Annotated in this window: 22 protein-coding genes; 14 read left to right on the top strand and 8 right to left on the bottom strand. The window is 43.3% G+C overall.

Translation table 11 applies throughout. The features are described 5' to 3' along the window. The first annotated feature begins 76 nt into the window (after window positions 1–76). Both GPM24_RS06740 and GPM24_RS06735 read left to right on the top strand, forming a co-directional pair. Window positions 77–1,105, top strand: a complete 1,029-nt coding sequence (locus GPM24_RS06740) for an LLM class flavin-dependent oxidoreductase (protein WP_158825950.1) — start codon at window positions 77–79, stop codon at window positions 1,103–1,105. A gap of 165 nt (window positions 1,106–1,270) precedes the next feature. Further along, entirely contained in the window at window positions 1,271–1,498 is a 228-nt protein-coding gene (locus tag GPM24_RS06735; protein ID WP_158825949.1) for a hypothetical protein, read from the top strand. Window positions 1,499–1,607: 109 nt separating this feature from the next. Here GPM24_RS06735 and infB read toward each other — a convergent pair whose 3' ends face one another. The 5 genes from infB to ypfJ all read right to left on the bottom strand — a co-directional run bounded on the left by infB (window position 1,608) and on the right by ypfJ (window position 8,440). Then, a complete protein-coding gene (gene infB / locus GPM24_RS06730) occupies window positions 1,608–4,718 on the bottom strand; it encodes a translation initiation factor IF-2 (protein WP_158825948.1) in 3,111 nt (1,036 codons plus the stop codon). Between the two features lie 61 nt (window positions 4,719–4,779). Then, window positions 4,780–6,015: a transcription termination factor NusA gene (gene nusA / locus GPM24_RS06725; RefSeq protein WP_158825947.1), complete on the bottom strand. Its 1,236-nt coding sequence runs from the start codon at window positions 6,013–6,015 to the stop codon at window positions 4,780–4,782. 1 nt (window position 6,016) lies between these two features. Then, window positions 6,017–6,484, bottom strand: coding sequence for a ribosome maturation factor RimP (gene rimP, locus GPM24_RS06720; RefSeq protein WP_158825946.1), 468 nt, complete (start codon window positions 6,482–6,484; stop codon window positions 6,017–6,019). A gap of 181 nt (window positions 6,485–6,665) precedes the next feature. Next, the gene (locus tag GPM24_RS06715; RefSeq protein WP_158825945.1) at window positions 6,666–7,502 is read right to left on the bottom strand and encodes an N-acetylmuramoyl-L-alanine amidase; all 837 of its coding nucleotides are present in this window, start codon (window positions 7,500–7,502) and stop codon (window positions 6,666–6,668) included. 95 nt (window positions 7,503–7,597) lie between these two features. Then, window positions 7,598–8,440, bottom strand: coding sequence for a KPN_02809 family neutral zinc metallopeptidase (gene ypfJ / locus GPM24_RS06710; RefSeq protein WP_158825944.1), 843 nt, complete (start codon window positions 8,438–8,440; stop codon window positions 7,598–7,600). Between the two features lie 117 nt (window positions 8,441–8,557). Here ypfJ and GPM24_RS06705 point away from each other — a divergent pair, with 117 nt between their 5' ends. The 6 genes from GPM24_RS06705 (at window position 8,558) to GPM24_RS06680 (ending at window position 12,384) form a co-directional block, all read left to right on the top strand. Then, window positions 8,558–8,893, top strand: coding sequence for a tRNA-binding protein (locus GPM24_RS06705; RefSeq protein ID WP_158825943.1), 336 nt, complete (start codon window positions 8,558–8,560; stop codon window positions 8,891–8,893). Then, window positions 8,893–9,369: a nucleoside deaminase gene (locus GPM24_RS06700; protein ID WP_158825942.1), complete on the top strand. Its 477-nt coding sequence runs from the start codon at window positions 8,893–8,895 to the stop codon at window positions 9,367–9,369. Before GPM24_RS06705 ends, GPM24_RS06700 begins: the two co-directional genes overlap by 1 nt. A gap of 80 nt (window positions 9,370–9,449) precedes the next feature. Then, on the top strand, window positions 9,450–10,064 hold the full coding sequence (locus tag GPM24_RS06695; RefSeq protein WP_158825941.1) for a superoxide dismutase: 615 nt from the start codon (window positions 9,450–9,452) through the stop codon (window positions 10,062–10,064). Between the two features lie 104 nt (window positions 10,065–10,168). Further along, complete coding sequence (locus GPM24_RS06690) at window positions 10,169–10,342, top strand: phosphatidate cytidylyltransferase (protein WP_158825940.1); 174 nt, start codon at window positions 10,169–10,171, stop codon at window positions 10,340–10,342. A gap of 20 nt (window positions 10,343–10,362) precedes the next feature. Beyond that, a complete protein-coding gene (locus GPM24_RS06685) occupies window positions 10,363–11,358 on the top strand; it encodes a zinc-binding dehydrogenase (RefSeq protein WP_158825939.1) in 996 nt (331 codons plus the stop codon). A gap of 9 nt (window positions 11,359–11,367) precedes the next feature. Then, on the top strand, window positions 11,368–12,384 hold the full coding sequence (locus GPM24_RS06680; protein ID WP_158825938.1) for a ferredoxin--NADP reductase: 1,017 nt from the start codon (window positions 11,368–11,370) through the stop codon (window positions 12,382–12,384). 143 nt (window positions 12,385–12,527) lie between these two features. On the opposite strand, the gene GPM24_RS06675 is transcribed toward GPM24_RS06680, so the two are convergent. Next, complete coding sequence (locus GPM24_RS06675; protein WP_158825937.1) at window positions 12,528–13,736, bottom strand: PepSY-associated TM helix domain-containing protein; 1,209 nt, start codon at window positions 13,734–13,736, stop codon at window positions 12,528–12,530. A 3-nt stretch (window positions 13,737–13,739) separates the two neighbouring features. Further along, complete coding sequence (locus tag GPM24_RS06670) at window positions 13,740–16,121, bottom strand: TonB-dependent receptor (protein WP_158825936.1); 2,382 nt, start codon at window positions 16,119–16,121, stop codon at window positions 13,740–13,742. Window positions 16,122–16,298: 177 nt separating this feature from the next. Between GPM24_RS06670 and GPM24_RS06665 the strand changes: the two genes are divergently transcribed. The 6 genes from GPM24_RS06665 to GPM24_RS06640 all read left to right on the top strand — a co-directional run bounded on the left by GPM24_RS06665 (window position 16,299) and on the right by GPM24_RS06640 (window position 22,616). Beyond that, window positions 16,299–17,459, top strand: coding sequence for an ABC transporter permease (locus GPM24_RS06665; RefSeq protein WP_158825935.1), 1,161 nt, complete (start codon window positions 16,299–16,301; stop codon window positions 17,457–17,459). A gap of 42 nt (window positions 17,460–17,501) precedes the next feature. After that, window positions 17,502–18,740 carry a PP2C family protein-serine/threonine phosphatase gene (locus GPM24_RS06660; protein WP_158825934.1) on the top strand — a complete coding sequence of 413 codons (1,239 nt, stop codon included), beginning with the start codon at window positions 17,502–17,504 and terminating at the stop codon, window positions 18,738–18,740. Window positions 18,741–18,769: 29 nt separating this feature from the next. Continuing rightward, window positions 18,770–19,366: a ribonuclease HII gene (gene rnhB / locus GPM24_RS06655; protein ID WP_158825933.1), complete on the top strand. Its 597-nt coding sequence runs from the start codon at window positions 18,770–18,772 to the stop codon at window positions 19,364–19,366. 57 nt (window positions 19,367–19,423) lie between these two features. Continuing rightward, on the top strand, window positions 19,424–20,635 hold the full coding sequence (locus GPM24_RS06650; protein ID WP_158825932.1) for a glycosyltransferase family 4 protein: 1,212 nt from the start codon (window positions 19,424–19,426) through the stop codon (window positions 20,633–20,635). A 62-nt stretch (window positions 20,636–20,697) separates the two neighbouring features. After that, window positions 20,698–21,780, top strand: a complete 1,083-nt coding sequence (gcvT, locus tag GPM24_RS06645) for a glycine cleavage system aminomethyltransferase GcvT (RefSeq protein ID WP_158825931.1) — start codon at window positions 20,698–20,700, stop codon at window positions 21,778–21,780. Between the two features lie 113 nt (window positions 21,781–21,893). Next, entirely contained in the window at window positions 21,894–22,616 is a 723-nt protein-coding gene (locus GPM24_RS06640) for a 2-phosphosulfolactate phosphatase (RefSeq protein ID WP_158825930.1), read from the top strand. Here GPM24_RS06640 and GPM24_RS06635 read toward each other — a convergent pair. Then, window positions 22,608–22,880, bottom strand: coding sequence for a hypothetical protein (locus GPM24_RS06635; RefSeq protein WP_158825929.1), 273 nt, complete (start codon window positions 22,878–22,880; stop codon window positions 22,608–22,610). The two genes, GPM24_RS06640 and GPM24_RS06635, sit on opposite strands and share 9 nt — an antisense overlap. Window positions 22,881–22,950 lie beyond the last annotated feature (70 nt).

The following is a 22,950-nucleotide window of genomic DNA, read 5'->3' as shown; positions in this document are numbered from 1 at the left end:
TGTGTTGTCTGTTGTGAGTATAAAATTGTATTCACACAAACACACAACACACCCTTGATGACACACAAGTAAAAATATGAACTACGGATATTGGATGCCGGTATTTGGCGGCTGGTTGCGCAATGTAACTGATGAAAATATGCAGCCTACTTGGGACTATGTCAAAAAGCTGGCCATCAGAAGTGAGGAAATTGGGTTTGACATTGCCCTGATTGCCGAGCTATATCTAAACGATATAAAAGGCGAGCAAGCACCATCCTTGGATGCATGGTCTACCGCTGCGGCTTTGGCTGCGGTGACTAATAAGCAGGAACTGATGGTAGCAGTTAGACCTACCTTTCATAACCCAGCACAGCTGGCTAAGCAGGCGGCTAATATAGATCACATCAGCAATGGCCGCATATCGCTCAACGTAGTATCATCGTGGTGGAAGGATGAAGCCGAGAAATACGGCATCCAATTTGAACAGCATGACGACCGCTATGCACGCACTGCCGAATGGCTGGAAGTAGTGGACAATGTTTGGAAACAAGATCATTACAGCTTTAACGGCAAATACTATAAAGTAAATGATAACGTACTGCAGCCTAAACCGGTATCCAGCCCACGCCCTAAAATTTATGCCGGCGGCGAATCGGAAGCGGCTAAAGACCTGATTTCCTCTACCTGTGATGGCTACGTAATGCATGGCGACTCGCCCGAACTGATTGGTCGCCGTATTTCCGATATGCGCGAACGCCGTGAAAAGAAAGGCTTACCGCCTATGCTTTATGGTGTGGCGGGTTACAGCATTATCCGCAACTCGGAACAAGAGGTAAATCAAGAGCTGGAACGTATTACTAACGTACAGGAAGGTTCATCCGGTTATAAAAATTATCAGCAGTGGCTATCAGGTACACAGCTTGAACAGCGCGTATCGCTTTCCGACTACTCGGTTTCTAATCGGGGCTTACGTACAGGGCTTACCGGCACGCCGTGGCAGGTACAAGATCGCATTGCCGAATTTGAAAAGGTAGGCGTTGATTTCTTTTTATTGCAATGCAGCCCGCAGTTGGAAGAAATGGAACGTTTTTCGGAAACCATCATTGCAGCGCAGATTAGCTAGGTGGCATATCTTATTAAAGCTTAAAAGGCTGTAGTCAATGGATATAGCTTTTGAGTTAATAACTTATCTATATGTAATATAGGCTTTGACCTTAAGCATTGCCCCATACCGTTTTAAAACCAAATTTGTCAAGCGCTGTTAACCCTGTATAAATCACACAAAAACATGAATAACTTTTTCAGAGCTTTAATTGCAGGATACGGAGCCAAAAAATTAGGTGGTGGCTGCTTTTCTACGATCATCATATTTATAGTCATTTATACTTTACTTGGCAAATGTGGCAACGGTAACCAAAATAGAACTACCAGTGTAGTACCAGCTAAAGTTAAGACGGAAGTGATGTGTCAGGAGATTCCGGTATCGGAAAAACAAGTGATGGTAACCAGACGCTAATTCTATATTCAATTGACTTGTGTACAAAGTATACTAACAATTAAATATTTTACTATAAAAAAAGCCGCTTTGTATTATCAAAGCGGCTTTTTTTATAATTATCAGTGCATTATAACTTGCGTTTTACTTCCACGTTTTCATAAGCTTCTACAATGTCGCCTACTTCTATGTTGTTGAAGTTTTGGATGTTCAAACCACACTCGTAACCGGCGTTTACTTCTTTCACATCGTCTTTATAACGTTTCAGTGAAGCCAGCTCGCCAGTGTAAACCACTACGCCATCACGAATGATACGGATTTTGCTGTTACGGGTTATTTTACCGTCCAGTACCATACATCCGGCAATAGTACCAACTTTGCTGATCTTGAAGGTTTCGCGGATTTCCACGTTAGCCACAATCTTCTCTTCAAAGGTTGGTGCCAGCATGCCTTCCATCGCTGCCTTAATCTCGTTAATCGCATCGTAGATGATAGAGTACAGGCGAATATCAATCTGCTCTTGCTCGGCCAGCTTACGGGCACTGCCTGAAGGGCGTACCTGGAAACCGATGATGATTGCATCCGATGCCGAAGCTAACAATACGTCTGATTCGGAAATCTGACCCACCGCTTTAGAGATAATATTTACCTGTATCTGATCAGTAGATAGTTTCAGTAACGAGTCGGATAAAGCCTCGATAGAACCATCCACGTCACCTTTAACGATGATGTTCAACTCCTTAAAGTTACCGATAGCCAAACGACGACCAATCTCATCCAGCGTGATGTGTTTCTGCGTACGCAGGCCTTGCTCACGTTGTAATTGCAAACGTTTGTTGGCAATTTCACGGGCTTCCACCTCGCTATCCAGCGCGTTGAATTTATCACCTGCAGTTGGTGCACCTTGCATACCCAACACCTGTACCGGTGTTGACGGGCCAGCCTCGCTTACACGCATGCCACGCTCGTTGCTTAAGGCTTTTACACGGCCGCTATAGCTACCGGCCAGTATCGCATCACCTACACGTAAGGTACCCGATTGCACCAGTACGGTGGTTACAATACCACGGCCTTTATCTAACGCAGCCTCAATTACGGTACCTACAGCACGTTTTTTAGGATTAGCTTTCAATTCCAGTAACTCTGCTTCTAGCAATACTTTTTCCAGTAACAAGCCTACGTTTAAGCCCGATTTTGCAGAAATTTCTTGCGCCTGATATTTACCACCCCAATCTTCCACCAAAATATTCATGGAGGCTAATTGTTCGCGCACTTTATCAGCGTTAGCACCTGGCTTGTCAATTTTGTTAAAGGCAAAGATGATTGGCGCACCGGCAGCCTGTGCGTGGTTAATAGCCTCGCGGGTTTGCGGCATCACGCTATCGTCAGCAGCAATAACAATGATAACAATATCGGTTACCTGAGCACCACGGGCACGCATAGCGGTAAACGCTTCGTGACCTGGCGTATCTAGGAATGTAATTTTACGTTTATCTTCCAGTGTTACCTCATAAGCACCAATGTGCTGAGTGATACCACCTGCTTCGCCACCAATTACGTTGGTTTTGCGGATAAAATCCAGTAAAGATGTTTTACCGTGGTCAACGTGACCCATAATGGTTACGATTGGCGCACGTGGAATCAAATCCTCCGGAGCATCTGGTACGTCCAAGTCAGCTTCGTCTTCCTCAGGTTTTACAAACTCTACCTGGTAACCAAACTCGTCGGCCACAATGGTAAGGGTTTCTGCATCCAACCTTTGGTTAATGGATACGAACATACCCAAACTCATACAAGTTGAAATGATTTGGGTAACCTGTACGTCCATTAAAGATGCCAGCTCGTTGGCGGTTACAAACTCTGTAACCTTCAGCACTTTTGATTGTGCTGCTTCTTCCAATGCTGCTTCCTCGGCCGATGCGGCTACATCATCACGTTTTTGACGGCGGAATTTAGCCCGCTGTGCAAATTTACCTGATTTACCAGCACCGCTTAAGCGGGCCAGTGTAGCTTTAATCTGGTCTTGTATTTCTTTTTCTGTTGGTTCTTCTTTAGGTGTGCTAGGTTGTGGCGCATTGCGATTACCCTGATAGCCGCCTCCAGGACGATTACCCTGATAGCCGCCTCCAGGACGATTACCCTGGTAGCCACCACCAGGACGATTACCCTGGTAGCCACCACCACCTTGACGGTTACCTTGGTAGCCGCCACCTTGTTGGTTGCCTTGTCCATGACCGCCTTGGCCACCTTGTTGGCCTTGGCCTTGTTGTCCTTGCTGACCGCCTTGTTGACCTTGACCACCACCTTGCTGACCGCCTGGCAAATCTTTGCGCTTGCGCTTGCGTTTGTGATCAGCGTTATTAGCGTTTGATGATGACGCAACCGGTTGGTTACGTCGTCCATTGTCAACCGGTAACTGGATTTTACCAATTACGTTTGGTCCGGTTAAACGCTCGGCCTTAGCACGAATCACTTCGTTTTCTGGCGCTGGCGCAGCGGCAGGTTCTGGGGCAGCAGGAGGAGCCGGAGGCGTTACCACCGGAGCAGCAGGCGTTGGTGCCGGAGCTGGGGTGGCAGGCTTTTCGGCCACTGGTGCCGGAGCAGCAGGCGCAGGCGTTTCTTTTACCGGCTCTGGTTTCGGTTCCGGCTTAGGCTCTGGAGCCGGCGTTGGTGCCGGAGCAGCAGGCTTCTCAGCCACCGGAGCAGGGGCAGGCGTTTCTTTTACCGGTTCTGGCGCAGGGGCCGGAGCTGGTGTTGGCGCCGGAGCAGCAGGCTTCTCAGCAGGCTTTTGAGCCACAGGTTCTTCTTGCACTTCCGGACGAGATGGGCGCGCGTTTAAGTTGTTCAGGTCTATTTTACCTACCACTTTAACGCCAGGCAATGAACCTTCCGGCTTATCAGCTGGTTTAGGCTTATCGGTACCTGCAAAATTTCCTGCATTTTTAATCAGGATCTCGTCGCGTTCAAAGTCTTTTGAACGGTGCTCTGTTGGTTTGTCAGGAACAATACCAGGCTCATCACGGCGTATTTTGCCGATATTGATTTGCTTGGCTTTTTCCTTCTGATCTTTGTCAGCAGCAAATTCTTTTAACAATACCGAGTACATGTCACCGTCCAGCTTGGCCATAGGTTGTTTGTCTACCTTGTAGCCTTTAGACGCTAAAAAGTCGACAATGGTACCGATACCAATGTTAAGCTCTTTTGCTGCTTTAATTAATTTTATGCTTTTGTCTTCTGACATTTAATAGTTCTTTCTCTGCTTATTATATGCAAAAATACGATTTTTTATTGGCATATTTAGCTTATTCAAATTCAGCTTGCAGAATTGATACAACATCCTTAATGGTTTCTTCTTCCAAATCGGTACGTTTAACCAATTCACCCAAGTTTAAAGCTAATATGGATTTTGCGGTATCTAAACCAACGCGTTTAAACTCATCAATAATCCAGCCATCAATTTCATCTGAAAACTCTTCCAAATCTACGTCTTCTTCGTGCTCGTCGGCTTCACGGTATACATCAATTTCATAACCAGTTAATTTCCCGGCCAGTTTGATGTTGTGTCCGCCACGACCGATAGCTAACGATACCTGATCTGGTTGTAAGTAAACAGCAGCGGTTTTTTTCTCATCGTCAAGCTTAATTGATGTAATTTTAGCCGGCGACAATGCACGCTGGATATATAACTGAATATTGTTAGTATAGTTTATAACATCTATATTTTCATTTTTCAACTCACGTACAATACCATGAATACGTGATCCTTTCATACCCACACAGGCACCTACCGGATCTATACGGTCATCATATGATTCAACGGCAACTTTAGCACGCTCGCCCGGTTCACGCACAATTTTTTTAATGGTAATTAATCCATCAAAAATTTCAGGCACCTCTTGCTCAAACAAACGCTGTAAAAATTCAGGGGCCGTACGTGAAATGATAATCTTCGGATTACTGTTCATCATGTCTACTTTATGCACCACTGCTTTTACACTGTCGCCTTTTTTAAAGTAGTCGGCCGGAATTTGTTCGCTTTTTGGCAGCAATAGTTCGTTGCCTTCGTCATCCAGTACCAAAGTCTCTTTTTTCCAAACCTGGTATACTTCACCGGTAATAACTTCACCTACGCGATCTTTATATTTTTTAAAGATCTCATCTTTTTCCAGCTCCAGAATTTTAGATACCAGTGTTTGACGGGCAGCTAAAATAGCACGACGGCCAAAGCTTTCTAAAGTAATTTGCTCAATAAACTCCTCACCCACTTCCAAATCCGGATCATGTTTGTGAGCCTCGGCCAATTCAATCTCCAGGTCGTCATCTTCCGAAAAACCATCTTCCATTACGGTACGAGTGCGCCATATTTCCAAGTCACCGTTGTCGGTGTTTACAATTACGTCGCAATTTTCATCAGTACCATATTTTTTACGAATCATGCTCCGGAAAACGTCTTCCAGAACGCTCATCATGGTTGGGCGATCAATGTTTTTAAAGTCTTTAAACTCCTGAAAAGACTCAATTAAATTAATACTGCTCATTTTATTTAAACGATATTAAAACTTTTGTTTCTACGATATCATCCGTTGGGATATTGCTTTCTATCAATTCAGCTTTTTTACCCTTCGGTTTAATTTTTTCTTCAATTTTTAAATGGTCGGTTGTTAAAGCCAACAGCTTGCCTTCGCGCTTAGAGCCGTCTTGCAGCTTTAAACTTACCTGCCGCCCATAGTTTTTCACAAACTGGCGGGGCAGCGTTAATGGTGCATCTATTCCTGGTGAAGATACTTCTAACGTGTAAGCATCTGCTAAAACATTTTCTTCTTCCAAGTGAAAACCTACATGTCGGCTTATCTCGGCGCAATCGCCTACATCCAAACCATTGTCGCCATCAATCAGAATTAACAACTTACCCTGACTGTGCATTTTTACACTTACCAGAAACAGATTAGGCTTTTCGGCAATTTTCTCCTCAACCAGCTCTGTTACCCTTTTTTCAACGTTCGTCATCTGCAGATAATGGTTAATAAATAAAAAGAGGGGACACCGGTCCCCTCTCTCATTATTGCAAAAGTAATAAATTAAGAATTAACAATCAAGTATTTGTGTTGATTAGTTAACAAATCTCTATTATAAGCAACAACATCAATAACTACAAACACACACAATTCAACCATTATATTAATTCAACTTAATATTTTTTATAAACATTAAACAAAACATTTAAATCAAGTTGGGTAAGCTGCGGAGTGGTATCCATTTGTACAAAATGCAATTTAAAGGCTTGCACCGCTGCATTTACATTTTTGGTATCATAACCTATTAAACGCAGGGCAGTCACATAATCAAAATCTTCGGGGGCCAGTTCCAGCACATCATCGCTCCAAAACCCAAATCCACGTTCCGCCAGCGTTTTCCACGGAAAGTATTTACTGGGGTCAGTTTTACGGCCGGGAGCAATATCTGAGTGGCCTATAAAGTTAGCTGTCGGAATATTGTACGTCTTTTTGAGATAGGCTAATAACAACAGTAAACTTTTAATCTGCGGGTCGGTAAAAGGCTGTAACCCATTGTTATCAATTTCGATACCTATAGAACAGCTGTTCATATCCGTTACGTTACCCCATTTGCTTACGCCTGCATGCCACGAGCGCAGGTAATCGTTTAACATATGTACTACCTTGCCATCTCTGCCCACTACATAATGAGCGCTTACCTGCGTACGGGTAAGCGAAAAGGTTTTGACGGTTTGGGCCAGCGAATCTTGGGCAGTATGGTGTATAATAACGTAATTTGGTTTGCGCAGATTAAAGTTTACCGTACCTATAAAATCGGCAGGGATAGGTGTGCCTGCGCTATCTACCAGTAGGGTAGGCTGCATTTGTTTGGCAATATCCAGAAAACTGTCAATTTGCGACTTATATACCTTCTTGTTATCTACCGTAGTTACCACGGCTTTTTTGGCTTTACAGGAAGCTATCAGAATAGTTAAAAATAGAATATAGAATGAAGGTTTCAATAATTTCATACCCGGTTTAGATACGCGCAAAAAAGTGCTTTAAACTTTGCTAATGTAAGCAAAGTATTCGGCGGTTTAAGTCGGTGTTACAGTAATCTATTTCTCTATTCAACAGCGCCCGAGGCAAAGGTGTTGCCCTGCTTAATATCGCCGGTTTGATAGCCTTTTTTAAACCAGTACATGCGTTGCTCGCTGGTACCGTGGGTAAATGAGTCGGGCGAAACGCGGCCTTGCGTCAGGCGGTCGTCGCCTACCGCACTAGCGGCATTTAGTGCCTCATCAATATCTCCCGGGTCAAGCAATCCTTTTTGCTGAATATAATGCGCCCAAACACCGGCATAAAAATCGGCCTGCAGTTCCAGCTTTACAGACAGCTTGTTGTATTCGGTTTCACTCAACTGCCGCCTCGCCTGTTCCATTTTTTGGGATGTTCCTAATAAATTTTGCACATGATGCCCCACCTCATGCGCTATTACATAAGCCCGTGCAAAATCGCCCGAGGCACCAAACTCATTTTGCAACTGTTCAAAAAAACCCAAATCAATATATACTTTTGAATCGCCCGGGCAATAAAATGGACCTGTTGAAGACGCCGCAAAACCGCAACCTTCGGTACCTACTTCGCCGGTAAAAAAGTGCAGAGTGGGTTGCTCATAACGGCTGCCCATATCCTGAAATATCTGCCCCCATACATCTTCAGTATAACCAAATACCACAGCAGCAAATTTTTCCTGCTCGGTTTTAGGTGTGTATTTGCGGTTTACCTGTTGCGTTTGCCCTTGGTCACTGCTGCCATTGTTAAGCAGCTCCGTAGGGTTTACACCGGTAAACATGTAAATTACAAAGCCAATAATACCTATAATACCACCGCCTAAGGCCATGCGGCCACCGCCGCCGCCGCTACCTTCTTCAACGTTACCGCTTTCGCGTCCGCCAATCCATTTCATAATATCCTGAATTTTTATGTAATGGAGGTAACAGGGAGGTAAGGTGGTTTGTTTGTTTATGAACAATATCACATATCTATTTGCTTTACGCACCTGCCCCCACTTATCTTTGCCGCAATGGAAACCATCACCTGGCACGATTTCGAAAAAGTAGAATTAAGGGTAGGCACCATTTTGGAGGTGCAGGACTTTCCTAAAGCCCGCAAACCCGCTTATCAATTGAAAGTGGATTTTGGTCCGCTAGGTACAAAATGGTCTAGTGCGCAAATTACTAAGCACTATACCAAAGAAGAACTGATTGGCCGCCAGATTTTAGGGGTAGTTAACTTTCCGGAAAAACAGATTGCAAACTTTATGTCGCAGTTTTTGGTTACCGGATTGGCCGACGAGAATGGAGATATTGTACTGGCTGCTGTTGAAAGGCCGGTACCTAACGGAAGTAAATTAATTTAATGCGCTATATAAGCTTTGATAATGAGAATACTGTATCGCCCGATGAGTTCTTTATGAACGAGGCGTTACGTGAGGCCCGAATGGCCTATGCCGAGGATGAGATACCTATTGGCGCCATTGTAACCTGCCAAGGTAAAATTATAGGCCGTGGCCATAACCTTACCGAACGATTGAACGATGTATCGGCCCATGCCGAAATGCAGGCGCTTACTGCAGCAGCTAATTATTTAGGTGGCAAGTATTTAAAAGACTGCACGCTATATGTAACTATGGAACCTTGCGTAATGTGTGCAGGTGCATCTTACTGGTTTCAGATTGGTAAAATTGTATTTGGCGCTTATGATACTAAATTGGGCTTTGGCCGCCTGAATCAAAAGGTTACGCACCCTAAAACGCTGATTACCGGCGGCATCCGCGAAAACGAATGTGCCGAGCTGGTGCGTGAGTTTTTCAGGAACAAGCGTCAAAAAATTTAACATTAAACTGAACAAATATGATAGCCACGCCTTTATATTTGCAGCAATACATCATTTTTTAACCTTTAAAAAATAACCATATGGCATTTGAATTACCGGCGTTACCTTACGCTACCGACGCACTGGAACCACATATTGACAAAGCAACTATGGAAATTCACCATGGTAAACACCACCAGGCTTACGTAACCAACCTGAATAAAGCTTTGGAAGGCAAACCAGAGGCAACCAGCAGCATCGAGGAAATCGTTAAACATATTTCTAAATACCCGGCTGCGGTACGTAACAATGGCGGTGGTCATTACAATCACACTTTGTTCTGGACACTGTTATCACCAAATGGTGGTGGTCAGCCAACCGGCGAATTAGCCGATGCTATCAAAAGTACTTTCGGTTCTTTTGACGAATTAAAAACTAAAATGAACGAAGCTGGTGCTACCCGCTTTGGTTCGGGCTGGGCCTGGTTAGTTGTTACTGCTGATAAAAAACTGGCTGTAACTTCAACGCCTAATCAAGATAACCCTTTAATGGACCTACCTGAAATTACGGTAAAAGGTACGCCAATTTTAGGTATCGACGTTTGGGAGCATGCTTACTACCTGAAATACCAAAACCGTCGTCCGGATTACTTATCAGCTATCTGGAATGTAATTAACTGGAACCACGTAGCAGAGTTGTACAACAAAGCCAAATAATTTTATAGCTTTCGGAAGGAAGCTGTAAATAATAAATTTCCGGCAAAGCCGCTGCAACTAATTTGCAGCGGCTTTGTTGTTTTTGAACAATTCAATAACAAGTTATGAAAAAAGCTTTGTTACCCGCTTTAATGGCACTGGTGGTGCTGTTAAGTAGCTGCGATGCTATAAAAGGCGTTTTTAAAGCCGGGATGTATGCAGGCATTGTGGCAGTAATTATTATTGTAGCAGCAATCATTTACTTTTTCAGCAAATTTAGTGGCGGCAGCAACCGCTAATCTTACATTAATATATATACATGAAAGCAATAGTACTTGTAAGCGCCGATGAGCCGCTTACTTATAAAGACGTAGAAAAACCAACTTTAGCCGCAGGCGAAGTATTGGTTCAAATAAAAGCAGCCGCCCTTAACCGTCGTGATTACTGGATATCTATCGGCAAGTATGCCGGTATTAAATACCCAACTATTTTAGGCTCAGATGGTGCCGGTATAGTATCTGAGGTTGGCGAAGGCGTAGATCAATCGCTTATCGGCAAAGAAGTGATCATCAACCCATCACATTACTGGGGTGATAACCCGGATGTACAAAGCGAAGACTTTAAGATTTTAGGACTCCCTGAAGATGGTACACTGGCCGAATACGTAAAAACGCGAGCTGAATATATACACGATAAACCTGCTCATTTAACATTTGAGCAAGCCGCAGCATTGCCTTTAGCGGGATTAACCGCCTTCCGCGCGCTGTTTACCAAAGGCCGTGCTAAGGCTGGCGACAAAGTATTGATTGTGGGCGCAGGTTCCGGCACCGGAACATTTGTGTTACAATGGGCCGTAGCCGCAGGTTTACAGGTGTTTGTCACTTCGGGTAGCGGCGAAAAAATTGAGCGTGCCCGCCAAATGGGTGCTGCCGCCGGTGTAAGCTACAAAGCGCAGGATTGGGCCGATGAACTGAAGCACATGGCAGGCGGTTTTGACGTAGTGATTGACAGCGCCCTAGGTAAAGATTTTGCTAAGATACCGGGCTTATGTAACCCCGGCGCACGCATTGTATTTTTTGGCGCTACTGCAGGCAACATCCCTGAACTGGATGCTCGTCCAATTTTTTACAAGCAACTGCAATTATTAGGCAGCATGATGGGTACTGCCGATGAGTTTAAGGCTATGCTTGATTTTGTAAAAGAGCACCAGATTGTACCTGTAATTGACGAAGTAATGCCTTTGGCCGACGCTCAAAAAGCCGTTGATAAAATGGGAAACTCAGCACAGTTTGGCAAGCTGGTACTAACTGTATAATACAACACTATGCTGCAAATATGTGTTGAATCTATAAAAACCGAAACGCCCGATACTGCTACCTTTTACCTAAGGCCGGTATCGGGCGAGCGGATACCTTATAAAGCAGGCCAGTTTATTACGTTGGTGGTTAATCATCATGGCGAAGAAATCCGGCGGTCGTACTCGTTAAGTTCCTCACCCGATGAAGATTTGCTGTCTATTACCGTAAAGCGGGTAGCTAATGGCGAAATATCCCGTTACCTGCTTGCATATGCTAAGCCAGGCGACGTATGGGATGTTGTAGAACCGGCCGGCCGTTTTACCGTGCCTAATGACGCTGGTAACAAAGAACTGTTATATTTTGCCGCAGGTGGTGGCATACCGCCGGTTTATGCACATCTCAAATATTTACTTAAACATAGTACCGATTGCCGAATTACGCTTTTTTACAGCAATATCAATCCGCAATCCATTATTTACAAAAAGCAGTTGGATGAATTGCAAACACAGCATCCCCAACAACTTAAAATTATTCATTTGCTGAGTAGTGAAGTACAGCGACTGAATAATATTATGGTAGAAAAGCTGGTAAAGCAGTATGTAAAAAAGGATATAGATGATGCTGAATTCTACCTATGCGGCCCTTTCAGCTACATGCGCATGGTGCGGCTAACACTATTGTATATGGGTATACCACCCGAGCACATTCATCGCGAAACGTTTGTGCTGGAAACGGTACCGGTAAGTACGTCGGTCACCAATTTTCCACCCCACAAAATGCGTATCCACTATCAAGGCGAGTGGCATGATTTGATGACGGGCGAGAACCAAACTATTTTACAAGCCGCCCTGCAAAACCAGCTACACCTGCCTTATAGCTGCGCCAACGGTGTATGCGCTGCCTGCGCCGTAAAATGCAAAAGCGGCAAGGTAACCATTGTAAAAAATGAAGTGTTAACAGATGATGAAATGAAACAGGGCTGGGTGCTTACCTGCACAGGGTATGCAGTAAGTGATGATGTGCAGTTGGATTATGAAATTTAGGGCATCCAGAGACTATCTTGGGAAGGTTTTTATGATATAAAATAAAAATGCCATCTCGAACGATAGTGAGATCTTTTAGAAGCGATAAATTAACTAGTCGCTTTTAAAAGATTTCTCGTTAGCACTCGAAATGACAACATACCCTATTTGGCCGCAGCTAAAACCCTTACCCGTTGCTGCGACTTATGGTGCGCTACATCTTTCACCTGCTTACTTTTAGATTTTTTGCCCTTACCAAGCCAGATAATTAACCCGGTTACCGGTAAGCTTGTAGCAATTAAACTGGCTAAAAAGGCCAGTATCTTACCCGGCAATCCCCAAATGGCACCAACATGCAGATCATAGGTCATGCGGATGAGTTTTTCGCCTGCATTTTTATCCTGATAGTTTTCGCGATCGAGTAGTTTGCCGGTATATTGATTAAACTGCAATACATCAAAATCGTAAAAAATCTCTTCACCACGATAACCAGTAGCGTAAATAACCCCTTTGTTGCCAGCGGCAGGCGACAAACCAATACGCTCTGCATCGGCTAATTTTTGCTTGGCTATGTTAAAGGCTATATCCATAGGGTAAGGCAAAGCCTTTGACGTGGTATCTGAAGCAAATAGATGTGGCTTAGGCGGCGTAATAGAACGGGAGGCCACTACATACACCGTTGTTTGAAACCACTTCAAAGCCATCATCATACCGGTTAATCCTAATATCAGCGCAACAAGCATGGCATAAAAGCCCGGTACATTGTGCAAATCATAATTAACGCGTTTAAAACCAGCTTTCCATTTAACTTTAAAGCTTTTGTTAAAGTTGGATTTTTTTAAATTTTTAGGCCACCACAGCACCAGTCCTGAAATCAGCAATATCACAAAAATTAACGTACTGTAGCCTACTATGGGCTGCCCATATTTGGTATTAAGCAGTAAACTCCAGTGAAGGTATTTTACGATTACAAAAAAGTCGGTTTCATAATCGTGCACCATAGTTACCTGACCGGTATAAGGGTTGATAAAGGCAGATTTGTAAGTATCTATCGTATTAAAAAACCAAAAAGCATCTTGATTACCCGCCTGGTAACACATAAACTCCCAAGCTCGGTCAGGAGCATTATAAGTAGTGATAAAACTGGCTTTACCCTTAAGCGTTTTCTGTGCAATATCATTCAATCGCGTAAGCGGCAAAGTAACGCCCTGCTTAGGTGGTGTTACAAACATTTGCTTATGGTACACTGCTTCGGATATCTCTTTCTGGAAGCAGAACAAACAGCCGGTGATAGCCACTATAAACACCACTAGCCCGGATACCAATCCGAGCCAGCGATGTATAAACAATATTGCTTTTTTAGTTTTGGTCATAAATTAAAATCTGTAACCAATAGATGCTCTGATATTACGAGGCGCTTCGGCTTGCCAATTGTAAACTGTAGCACCTGCTCCATTCAGGTAATCCTGATGACCACCTGAAATCAAGAACGCATTGAGTACGTTATTTACATTAACAGCAACGTTGAACCTTTTAAACTGGTAAGAAGTACCGGCATCCAGGCGGAAATAGTTTGGTACATCAGTACCACGAGTGCTTAAGCTCCATGGGTAACGGTGCAATTGCCACAGGTAGCCAGCCGAAAAGCCCAAACCTTTTAATTCACCGCTTTGTAAACGATAAGTTAACCAGGTATTGGTTACGTGTTTAGCAAAGCCAGGTACTGGAGCACCTACACGAGATGCCGTTAAATCTTTTGAAATTTCAGAATTAGTATAAGCATAATTGGCCATTAAGCTTAATCCCGGAACAATTTCGCCGCGGGCGTCAAATTCAACACCATGCGTTTTAGTTTGACCTAATTGAAGTACTGTTCTACCAGTTGGATCTTCAGGGTTTGCGATAAGCTGGTTGTTTTTAGTGATTTGATAGATTGATGCTGTAGTACTCCACTTTCCACCAAACCAATCTCTTTTAATACCACCTTCTATGTTATTACCGGTAATAGGATTTGGGTTGCCACCGCCATTGGCCAGAATACCACTTTGTGGTAAAAACGATTGATCATATACGCCATATACCGATGTTCTATCATTAATAGAATAGCTTAAACCTATACGCGGCGAAAATTTATTGTCGCTGATAGCTTGACTAACATCTGCATTTGACATCCAAACATGCGTATAGCGTCCGGCTAAAGTAAGGCGTAACTTTTGGTCAAAAAACCCTAACTCATCCTGTACATAGGCCGATTGATAGTGCTGCATACTAACCGCACCAAGGCCACGCTGACCAAGCGGTAATGAACGGTCAAAAGTTGGCAAGGTAACCGGACCGTTATTTGGATTATAAATATTGAATGGTGCATTTTCTGGATCTAAAGCTCCTGATTGGAAATAATCAGCGATATAATATTTATCACCAACATCAACGCCTCCCAAAATTCTGTGTTTAACTGCGCCGGTTTTAACCTCGCCGTTTAAAAAGGCTTGGGCATATTTACCACGGTTGCTGGCATCCCATAAACCTAAACTACGGATAACATCGCCATTGGTTTGGATACTGTTAATCCAATAGCTATAGCCGTTTTGCTTATAATTAAATATAGCACCCTGAGCAGTGAATTTCCACTTGTCGTTGAATTTATGCTCATAGTTCAAAAATGCACTATGATCATAAATGTCTGATGCAGGTCCGTTAGATGGCACATTGGTAAAATCTACCGGCAAATCTTTATAGCCTTTTGTTGAAAATAAATAACCCGCGCCAAAAGCGCTCATATGTTGATACTGATAAGTGTACTCAGCAGTAATCATGTTTTTATCATCAAACTTGTAGCGCAATACTGGAGCAACTAAAAAGCGGTTGGTAAATTCATTAGGGCGCCATGAGTCGGCCTTTTGTCCCATTACATTAAGGCGGTATTGCAGTTTACCATTTTTAGTAATCACGCCGTCAAAGTCGGCAGTAGCCCGATAGTTATCAAAGCTACCGGCACTAAAACTAAATGCCTGGTGGGTTAAGCCGGTTGGCTTTTTGGTAACAACGTTGTAAAAGCCTGAGGGATTACCATTGGCCAGCATAAAGCCCGCAGGGCCTTTCACAAATTCAATACGGTCAACAAAAGACATATCTTCTGTTAATGGCCCCCAAGTGGCTTCAATATTAAAGCCATTACGGAAAGCGGCAATTCTATCACCACGACCATACATAAGGGCGTAATTACCCCAGTGCTCTTGTAATACCACACCACTTACGTTACGTGACACCCCTTCCAACATATTAAAAACTTGTTGTTCTTTAACCTGGTCGCTGGTAATTACCTGAATATTTTGCGGCACCTCAAGCAAAGGCTCGTTTAAGCGCAAACTTTGTGATGGCGCATCAACTTTATACTTACGACGGGTATCAGAAATAGAAACCTCTTTTAAATCGTGAGCACTTTCTTTTAACATGAAATCTACAGTTACTGTAGCTCCTGCTGTTATTACAACCGGCTTTTCTTCGGTCATTAAACCAATTGCTGATACGTGCAGCATATAGTTACCAGCCGGCGCTTTAAAACTGAATTCACCATTTTCATTAGTAATTGTACCATATTTAGTCCCCTGCAGGGCAACAGTTACATTATCAGCAGGCTTATTGTCTGAGGTGGATACCTTTCCTTTAATAGTACCACGGCTTTGCTGAGCTGAAGCACAATTTGTTACGGCTAGTATGAGCAGGAGAATCAGGGACAGGTTGTATAATTTTTTCATCTGATTTATTTAGACCAATTATAAATAATGGCCAAAAGTATAAAAACTATCTTTTCTGTCAAACTTATTTTGAATTAATCTAAATAACAACAAGAAAAGACACCCCTTATTTATATAATTTTGCCACATCCGCCATAATAAGCGATATTTAACCGGATAAGAACAACTACAACAGCTTTGACTGACTATACCCCTGCACAACGCACCTGGAAAATATTTAAACGTAATAAAGCAGCGGTAGCCGGCATGTTAATTATTATACTGGCTGTATTGGTAGCTATACTCGGCTACCTTATTATGCCCGACGACAGCCCCAGCGCTAACAATATGTCTTTGCAGCTTAGTTTAAAGAAGCCAGGTGCCAATTACCAGATGTTGCTGTTACGCAAAGAACAGCAAACAGATACGGTTAACTGGTTCACTAAAATGCTATATGGTCAACCGGCACTATACCAGGAGATACCTATTGTAACTTACTACTTCAAAGCGGACTCTATTATTCTGAACGCTTATGTAAGCGATGAAGATAAACCCGACCGGCAAGCTTACAACATTGCCGAAGTGATAAACGGGCAAAAAGCTTTACAAAAAACACAGCTAATCAACCTAAACAGCCTTTATGAACAAATACGTGCAGAGCATATCCAGAGAAAAAGTTTTTGGCTGGGAACTGATATTTATGGGCGCGATTTGCTAAGCCGTATTATATTGGGTGCCCGTATTTCGTTATCTGTAGGTTTAATGGCTGTGCTTATCAGTTTGTTCATCGGTGTAACCATAGGGGCGCTGGCTGGTTACTACGGCGGATGGATGGATGCGGCATTAAGCTGGGTAATGAATATTTTATGGTCGTTGCCGGCCTTATTATTGGTTATCGCTTTATCATTTGCCTTAGGTAAAGGGCTGTGGCAAATATTTATTGCAGTGGGCTTATCCATGTGGGTAGAGGCCGCGCGATTGGTGCGTGGCCAGGTCATCAGTTTAAAACAGGCAGAATATATTGAAGCTGCAAGGGCGTTGGGTTACAAAAATCTGCGTATTATTGCACGCCATATTTTGCCTAATATGGCCGGCCCTGTATTGGTAATCGCTTCATCTAACTTTGCTTCGGCCATTTTATTAGAAGCTGGGTTAAGCTTTTTGGGCTTTGGTGCACAGCCACCTACGCCAACTTGGGGCGGCATGATACGCGAACATTATGGCTATATTATTATGGATTCGGCTTATTTAGCCGTATTGCCCGGACTGGCTATTATGCTGATGGTATACGCTTTTAACCTGGTTACGGTAGGGCTGCGAGACGCCTTTGATATAAAATCACAAAACTTACAGATGTAATCTTAATTTTTCTATTTTAGAACCGCGACTACAAAACAAAGAATGCACATTTTTGACGAAGGCTCTGGTGAAGATGAATTGATTAAACTACTGCTTAAAAGGCAGTGGGAACTCAATTCGTTACTGGAGGTTACGCAGGCTATAAACAAAAACACGTCTGCGCCGGTACTGATCCAGATGCTGGAGGTAATACTGAAAAGTTACCTGCAGGTGGGAAAGCTCCGCTTTCTGATGGACAAGCAGGGCAACTTTGTTTGTGTATCTAAATTTGGCGGCGAATTTGAAACATTGCCTGTATTGCACCGGGCTTGTTTAAAACTTAAAAAGGTTAAAACTGCCACGCCGCTGGCCGGTCATCCCGATCCAGTGCTGAGCACCTATAATTACGTAGTGCCTATTTACCACAAAGGTAAAGCACTAGCTTATGCCCTGATAGGTGATTTCAATATATCGGGCGAAATGCTCAGCAACGACTTGAATTTCATCCAAACGTTAATTAACGTAATTGTGGTAGCGCTCGAAAACAAACGTCTGTTCCGCGAACGTTTGCAAGCCGAGCGTTTTCAGCGCGAAATGGAATTGGCCGTTGAGGTGCAAAACATGCTGATTCCGGTTAAGCTGCATAAGGATACAGCAGTTGAGGTAAGTGCCAAATATTTGCCTCACCAGGATATCGGCGGCGATTATTTTGATTTTTTGCGTCTTAATGACCATGAATTTTTGTGGTGTATTGCCGACGTATCAGGCAAAGGTATATCGGCAGCCTTGCTAATGGCCAACTTCCAAGCCAGCATACGGGCATGGGCTACGGTAGAAGAAGACCTGACCAACGTGGTAAAGCGCCTTAATAAAATTGTTATTAAGAATACGAAAGGTGAGCGCTTTATCACCCTATTTGTAGCCAAATACAATGAAAAGGATCGCACCCTGCACTATATCAATGCCGGGCACAATCCACCCATAATTCAAAGCGGCACCCAAACCGTTTCACTTAAAATAGGCACTACCATGATTGGTGTTTTTGATGACTTACCGTTCATCAACCAAGGCCATCTGATAGTTGAACCCAATAGCTTGATTTTTAATTACACCGATGGCTTAATGGACTATGAGCAGCAACAGGGCATACAGTGGAACGAAGAAAAACTGGTAGAGTTTGTTGAAGAAAATGCTGCATTGAGCCCCGAAAAATTTAACCAAAGCCTGATGGATCACCTGAACCGCACCATCAAAGGCAAGCGTATAGACGACGTTACCCTGCTTACCCTCAAAATATTTTAAGCAGCTTAACGTTAGCTGTACATACACTTATGTTATCTGCACGATATCAGTTTGAATTATTGGAAGCCGGTTGCGACGAGGCCGGACGGGGCTGTTTAGCCGGACCTGTTTTTGCTGCCGCCGTTATTTTACCTCCCGATTTTACACATCCGTTATTAAACGACTCCAAACAACTAAGCGAAGCTACCCGATATCTGTTGCGTACCGAAATAGAGCAGCAGGCATTAGCTTTTGCCGTGGCATCTGTAAGCAATACCGAAATTGACGAAATTAACATACTAAACGCCTCGTTTTTAGCTATGCACCGGGCCATTGAGCAATTACATTTGAAGCCGGAGTTTTTGATTATTGACGGCAATCGGTTCAATAAGTATCTGGATACCCCACACCAATGTATTGTAAAAGGCGACGGCAAATATTTTAGTATTGCAGCAGCTTCTATTCTGGCTAAAACTTACCGGGATGATTACATGCAGCAAATTGCGCTGGACCATCCGGAGTACGATTGGCACAGCAATAAAGGTTATCCCACACAAAAGCACCGCAGTATGGTTTTACAACATGGATTTACGCCACACCATCGCCGCAGCTTTAGTGTCACAGATCCGCAACTTAGTATCTTTTAATTTTGATAAAGGTGCTGGGTTAGATACTTTTGTTACAACCACATTTTAACCTATGCTGTGAAAATTTTAATCGTTACCCATCTGGCGCCCTTTCCGCAAACCAGCGGATATCCTATTGTGGTAGGCAATACCATACGGGGCCTGACGCGCCTGGGTCACGAGGTGGCACTTTTTTCCCTGCATCCCAAAAAACAGCACAGACACCACGGGCCAACGGATGATTTGGCTAAACAAATTAAATTTTATAAGCACAACGTAGATACCAGCATATCTTTTAAACGTGCCGTTTCCAGCTTGTTTAACCGCAGCCGTTTGTATACTATCGAGCGTTATTACAATTCCGATTTTGAACGATTGCTGGTACAAGAAGTAAAGTTGGGCAATTATGATATTATTCAGTTTGAAGGCCTTTTTGTCACCCCATACCTGGCCGCTGTCCGCAAAGTAACTTCTTCAAAAATTATTTACCGTGCTCACCATATTGAGCATTTGGTATGGGAGCGCATGGCCATGCAAAAAGGAGATCCATTTAAGCGCTCTTACTTAAAAATGATTGCACGCCGTGTAAAAAAGTTTGAACTGCAACAGCTGCTGCAATTCGACGGCTTGGCTGCATTTACCGACCAAGATAGCCAGCTGATGTTACAAAACGGCGCAAAAGTACCGGTTGAGGTGCTGCCGGTGGGGTTAGATTTATCACGCTATCAGCCCGATTTGTCTAAAACAGAGTTTCCGAGCCTTTTCTTTTTAGGGGCGATGGATTGGATGCCCAACCGCGAGGGCATTGAATGGTTCCTGGACCACTTTTCGAAAGAAATAACCGACGGCGACCTGCGCGTACGCTTCTATGTAGCCGGTAATGATATCCCCGAGCGCTTTGATGATTATGAGGTAATGGGTAAGATTTACATCCAAGGCGAGGTAGATGACGCGCTGGAATTTGTAAACAGCAAGGCCATTATGATTGTGCCCCTGCTATCGGGTGGCGGTATGCGCGTAAAAATTGTAGAAGGTATGGCGATGCAGAAATGCATCATTTCCACTTCATTAGGTGCTGAAGGTATCAGTTATGAAAACGGCGAAAATATTTTGATAGCCAATACGCAAGAGGAGTTTTTTAAAGCCATTAAACGCTGTATATCCGACGAAAACTTTTGCAAACGCATTGGCCGCAATGCACGCGAACAAGTTCGAAAAAATCACGACACGCACGTGGTTACCCAAAAACTGGTAGAATTTTATCAAAAGGTGCTTTCATCCAACGTTTAGCCTTATTTTATTGTACTTTTGCGGCCAATAAACTACTCGCATACGCAAAACAACGTTATTGGATGAAAAATACCGCTTTAACCGATATTCATATACAAGAAGGTGCCAAAATGGTACCTTTTGCTGGTTATAATATGCCCGTGCAATATGCCGGCATCAACGCAGAACATGACACCGTTCGTAAAGCGGTGGGTGTGTTTGACGTAAGCCACATGGGCGAATTCATTTTAAAAGGTGATAAAGCGCTGGATTTAATTCAGCAGGTAACCAGTAACGACGTATCTAAACTGTACGACGGTAAAGTACAATACTCTTGTTTGCCTAACGAAAACGGCGGCATTGTAGACGACTTGCTGGTGTATCGTATAGACGAGAAAACTTACATGCTGGTGGTTAACGCCTCTAATATTGAAAAAGACTGGAACTGGATCAGCAAATTCAACACTTATGGGGTAGAAATGAAGGATATTTCTGACCGTACCTCATTACTGGCCATCCAAGGTCCTAAAGCTGCTGAAGCACTACAAAGCCTAACAGATATAGACCTGGCTTCGATGGAATATTACACCTTTAAAAAGGGCAAGTTTGCCGGCATTGATAACGTTGTAGTATCGGCAACAGGTTATACCGGTGCAGGCGGTTTTGAAATTTATTTTGATAATGAGCATGCCGAAACCATTTGGAAAGCCGTATTTGAAGCTGGTGCACCATTTGGTATTAAGCCTATTGGATTAGGTGCACGCGATACCCTTCGCCTGGAAATGGGCTTTTGTTTGTATGGTAATGACATCGACGATAATACCTCGCCGTTAGAAGCTGGTTTAGGATGGATCACGAAATTTACCAAGCCGTTTACCAATTCGGAAGCTCTGCAACAACAAAAACAGCAAGGCCTTAACCAAAAGTTGGTAGGTTTTGAAATGGTTGAGCGTGGCATTCCTCGCCACGATTATGAAATTGTAGACGCTGAAGGTAATAACATTGGCCGTGTAACATCAGGTACCCAATCGCCATCGTTACAAAAAGCGATCGGTATGGGCTATGTGAAAACCGAACTGGCTAAGGAAGGTACTGAAATCTTCATCAAGATTCGCGATAACAAGGTAAAAGCCCAGGTGGTGAAAATGCCTTTCTATAAGCAATAAAAACATTTTAAATATCGTCAATTGCGAGGAATGAAGCAATCTCTGCAGAAGGTAATCAAACTGCCTTAGCATTCAAAGATTGCTTCATTCCTCGCAATTGACGTTCTGGAGCTATGGAAACAAAAAGCTTAGAAGTTTGCCTTACGCCAGCCCTGTTGCCGCTGTATAAGGTAGAAGAATACATTGTAGTTATTATTGATATTTTCCGGGCGACATCGTCCATTTGTTATGGTATTGAAAACGGTGCTGAGGCTATTATACCGGTATCACAAGTTGAGGAGTGTGCCGCGTATAGAGAGAAAGGCTTGGGTTACTTACTGGCAGCCGAGCGAAACGGCGAAGTAGTAGCCGGATTTGATTTTGGCAATTCGCCATTTGCTTATACGACCGATAAGGTTGCCGGTAAAACCGTGGTTTTAACCACCACTAACGGCACACATGCGTTGCACTTATCACGTAGTGCCAGGCGGGTAGTTATTGGTTCGTTTTTGAACCTAACCGCATTATGCAACTGGCTCAAAACCCAACAAGACAACGTACTACTGGTATGCGCCGGCTGGAAAAATAACTTTAACCTGGAAGACACCTTGTTTGCCGGTGCCGTGATAGAGCAATTAAAAAACGAAGGCTATAAGCTGGACGACCCCGCTATTGCAGCTAATGATTTATTCCAGTTAGGCAAGGCTGATATTAGGCAATACCTCAAAAAGACCTCACACGGTGAACGTTTAAAAAAGTTGGGCATTGAAAAAGACATCGCTTTTTGTGAGCAGATTGATTTAACCACGGCCATCCCGGTGCTGAAAGGTGAGAAGCTCGTGAAATTATCAGTGTAAAAGTATAAAAATAGCAACTATCGCTATTAAAGCAAGTTCTGTAAAGGCAATCGAATAAAAATGCTGTTTTAATTGTCTAATTGCTAATCTATCTACTAGCAGTACAATTGCACTAAATAAAGTAACTATCACACCAAAAAGCGTTAAATACACATCTCCCTCTTGGCGCTTACCTTTAATAAAGGTAGATGAGGCAAACACGTAGACACCTATCCCTATTCCTACAATAGCTACTATGGCAAAAGGGGTAATTTTATATTTCATTTGCTATGAAGTTAATATGAAAAATACAGTTTGTAACCAAATGTTCACAAACTGTATTTTTATTAAACCG

The sequence above is a fragment of the Mucilaginibacter lacusdianchii genome, assembly GCF_009770985.1.
GTDB lineage: Bacteria > Bacteroidota > Bacteroidia > Sphingobacteriales > Sphingobacteriaceae > Mucilaginibacter > Mucilaginibacter lacusdianchii.
The sequence above is the reverse complement of the archived record's forward strand: the minus strand, read 5'-3'. Positions and strand labels throughout refer to the sequence as shown.